The 3,810-nt window shown below is 61.0% G+C and carries 4 protein-coding genes; all 4 read left to right on the top strand.

Annotation, left to right across the window (positions count from 1 at the left end; genetic code table 11):
• The coding region (locus CW742_RS08610; RefSeq protein WP_292419179.1) for a P-II family nitrogen regulator at nt 1–481 on the top strand (481 nt) is incomplete at its 5' end.
• 18 nt (nt 482–499) lie between these two features.
• Complete coding sequence (gene nifD / locus CW742_RS08605) at nt 500–2,125, top strand: nitrogenase molybdenum-iron protein alpha chain (RefSeq protein ID WP_292419177.1); 1,626 nt, start codon at nt 500–502, stop codon at nt 2,123–2,125.
• On the top strand, nt 2,118–3,482 hold the full coding sequence (locus CW742_RS08600; RefSeq protein ID WP_292419175.1) for a nitrogenase component 1: 1,365 nt from the start codon (nt 2,118–2,120) through the stop codon (nt 3,480–3,482). The genes nifD and CW742_RS08600 overlap by 8 nt, the downstream gene beginning before the upstream one ends.
• A gap of 2 nt (nt 3,483–3,484) precedes the next feature.
• Nucleotides 3,485–3,810: nitrogenase component 1 (locus CW742_RS08595; RefSeq protein WP_292419172.1), on the top strand; the 326-nt coding region annotated here is incomplete at its 3' end.

Raw genomic sequence — 3,810 nt, 5'->3', positions numbered from 1 at the left:
TCCCCGGTCGAGGAAGCTTACACGATCTCGAAGACCAGCCCGGGCCTCTGAGGCGATCGCGATGAAAGAGATCATGGCGATCGTCCGGATGAAGAAGACCGGCGCAACCAAGAAAGCCCTCGTGGCGGCCGGGGTTGCGGGGTTCACCGCGGTGAAAGTATCAGGACGGGGAAAGCTCGTCACCGACCCGCAGGAGCTGGAGAAGTGCCGCGAGAAACTCCTTGCCATGGGCATGGACGAGTTCAGCGATGCAACGGATACGGAGAACCTGATCACCAGTTTCCTGGACGGGTCCCGGTTCTTCCCGCGACGCCTCTTCACGGTCCTTGCGCACGACGACGATGTGCCGCGGATCGTGGAAGCGATAACTCAGGCGAACCGGACCGAGTACGGGATCGGCGACGGGGCAATCTTTGTGCTCCCGGTCAGCGACGCGCTCCGCGTCCGCACCGGCGAAGCGGGAGAAGCAGCAATCTGGTAAGGGAGGAGTTGGGCAATCATGGCAGAAACGGAACCAGGATTAGACGGGATGCTCGAAGCCTACCCGGATACCGTAAAGAAAAACCGGAAGAAGCACCTTGTCTTAAAGAACGAGGCAGCCGGGTGCTGCCCACAGATCGAAGCGAACACCCGGACCATCCCCGGCATCATCTCGCAGCGCGGCTGTGCGTACGCCGGGTGCAAAGGTGTCGTGGTCGGCCCGATCAAGGACATGGTCACCATCACCCACGGCCCGGTCGGCTGCGGGTACTACAGCTGGGGCACGCGCCGGAACAAGGCCCGGGCCGATGAGACAACACCGAAAGACAAGGTCTACAGCCAGCTCTGCTTCACGACCGACATGCAGGAGCCGGACATTGTCTTCGGGGGCGAGAAGAAACTCGCGAAGATGATCGACGAAGTCGTTCTCGCATTCCACCCGCGGGCAATCAACATCTGCGCCACCTGCCCGGTCGGCCTCATCGGGGACGACATCAATGCGGTGGCAAAAGCAGCGCAGGAACGGCACGGCATCCAGGTCCTCTCCTTCAACTGCGAAGGATACAAAGGCGTCAGCCAGTCGGCAGGCCACCACATTGCCAACAACAACATCATGGAGAAGGTCGTCGGCACCGGCACGGAGCGAAAGCCCGGGAAGCATGTCATCAACATCCTCGGCGAGTACAACATCGGCGGCGACGGCTGGGAGCTCGAACGGATCCTGGAGGATATCGGTTACACCGTCAACAGCATCCTGACCGGTGACGCGAGCTACGAGAACATCAAACGCCTCCACCTGGCCGACTTAAACCTCGTCCAGTGCCACCGGTCGATCAACTACATCGCCGAGATGATGGAGACAAAGTACGGCATGCCGTGGCTGAAGGTCAACTTCATCGGCATCGAAGCCACGAACGAGTCGCTGCGCCAGATGGCAAAATGCTTCAACGACCCGGAACTTGAACAGAAGACCGAGGAGGTCATCGCCCGCGAGACCGCCCGCATCATGCCGGTCATAGAGCAGTACCGGAAGATCTGCGAAGGAAAAACCGCGTTCGCGTTCGTCGGCGGGTCCCGCAGCCACCACTACCAGTACCTGCTTCGGGACCTGGGCATGGAAGTGGTCGTGGCAGGGTACGAGTTCGCCCACCGCGACAACTATGAAGGACGGCAGGTCATCCCGACCATCAAGAGCGATGCGGACTCAAAGAACATCCCCGAACTCCATCTCACACCAGACCCGGAGAAGTTCCGCGAGGCCCACGAGTACCTCGGCATGACAAAGGAGCAGTACGAGGCCCTGAAAAAAGAGGTCCCGCTCAGTTTCTACGAAGGGATGTACCCGAGCATGAAGAACGGCGAGCTGATGATCGACGACGCCAACCACCACGAGGTGGAAGAGCTGGTGGCAAAATATCACCCCGACCTGATCTTCTCGGGTGTCCGGGACAAGTACATTGCCCACAAGCTCGGCGTTGCCTCAAAGCAGCTCCACTCGTACGACTATGCCGGCCCCTATGCCGGGTACAACGGCGCCATCAACTTTGCCCGCGATGTGGCAAACGCCGTCTCGACACCGGCCTGGAAGATGATCATCTCCCCGTGGGAGAAAGCACAAGAGAAAGGAAGTGAACCCCATGCTTGAATGCTTGCCGGAAGGACCGGTGGATCACACCACCGGCAAGATCAACCCGGCAAAGACCTGCCAGCCCATCGGCGCCATGTACGCGGCGCTCGGCATCCACGGGTGCCTGCCGCACAGCCACGGCTCGCAGGGCTGCTGTGCCTACCACCGCATGCACCTGACCCGGCACTTCCGGGACCCCGTCATGGCCTCATCGAGCTCCTTCACGGAAGGCGCATCGGTCTTCGGTGGCGCAGCCAACCTGAAGACCTCGATCAAGAACGTGTTTGCGATCTACAACCCGGAGATCATGGCCGTCCACACGACCTGCCTTTCCGAAACGATCGGCGACGATATCCCGAATATCATCCGGCAGGCCGAGATCCCCGAAGGGAAGGTCGTGATCCATGTCAACACCCCGAGCTACCAGGGTTCGCACATCACCGGCTTTGCCGGCATGTGCCGGGCCATGGTCTCGTACCTCTCCCAGTCGGACGGGTTCCAGAAGGACCAGGTCAACGTCCTGCCGGGCTTCGTGAACCCCGGCGACATGCGCGAGATCCGCAGGATCGTCAATGAGATGGGCGTGAAGCTGATCCTGTTCCCGGACACCAGCGGGGTCCTCGATACGCCGCTCACGAGCAGGTACCAGATGTATCCTAAGGGAGGGGCAACGGTTGCGGAGATCCGCGATGCCGGCAACTCATCGCTGACGCTCGCCCTCGGGTCGTTTGCGTCCAACGATGCCGCAGACCTCCTGCAGGAGAAATGCGGGGTTACCGGTATCCCGCTCAAGCTCCCGATCGGCCTCAAAGCTACCGATGACTTCATCATGGCATTAAAAGACTGGTTCGGCGTCGAGGTGCCAAAATCCCTTGAAGTCGAGCGGGGCCAGGTCATCGACACGCTGATCGACACCCACTTCCACTACCAGGGGAAGACTGTGGCCCTCTTCGGCGACCCCGACCACCTCATCGCCATGACCGAGTTCCTGATCGCGATGGGGATGGTCCCGAAGTATGTCCTGACCGGCACGCCCGGCAAGACGTTCGAGGCCGAGGTCAATGCAATGCTGGAAGCAGCCGGGATCACCGGGAGCCGGGTAAAAGCGGATGGCGACCTCTTCGAGCTCCACCAGTGGATCCGCGAGGAGAAGGTCGACCTCCTGATCGGCACAACCTACGGTAAGTACATTGCACGGAAAGAGGACATCCCGCTCGTGCGGTTCGGCTTTCCCATCCTGGACCGGGCCGTCCACCCGCTGATGCCCGTTGTCGGGTACCGGGGCTGCCTGCGCTTAATCGAGCAGATCAGCAATGCGCTCCTCGAACGGCGCGACCGCGATGCTCTCGATGAGGACTTCGAACTGATATTGTAAAAATGAGAAAGGAGGAAACCATGGAAGATCTCTGCACCCTGCCGGCAGCCGGAGTACCGGTTGTCTTAAACGAACGCGAACGTTCGATCATGACGGCAGGGAAGAGCAAGACAGCGATCCACTGCGCAGACGACAGCCTGGCCGGCTCGGTGAGCCAGCGGGCCTGCGTCTTCTGCGGGGCACGGGTGGTCTTAAACCCGGTCACGGACGCGGCCCACCTGGTCCACGGCCCGATCGGCTGCGCGGCCGTCACGGGGGGTTCACGCGGCACCCGCGCCGACGGACCACGGCGATACGGGAACACGTCGCCCACCGACAATAATACAAG

The sequence above is a fragment of the Methanoregula sp. genome (assembly GCF_002835825.1).
Classification (GTDB): domain Archaea; phylum Halobacteriota; class Methanomicrobia; order Methanomicrobiales; family Methanospirillaceae; genus Methanoregula.
This window is presented reverse-complemented; position numbering and strand designations above follow the sequence as displayed.

Bases quoted from the DNA above. Each gene is read 5' to 3' on its own strand.
- nifD (WP_292419177.1), top strand. From the start codon at position 500: ATGGCAGAAACGGAACCAGGATTAGACGGGATGCTCGAAGCCTACCCG.
- CW742_RS08600 (WP_292419175.1), top strand. From the start codon at position 2,118: ATGCTTGAATGCTTGCCGGAAGGACCGGTGGATCACACCACCGGCAAG.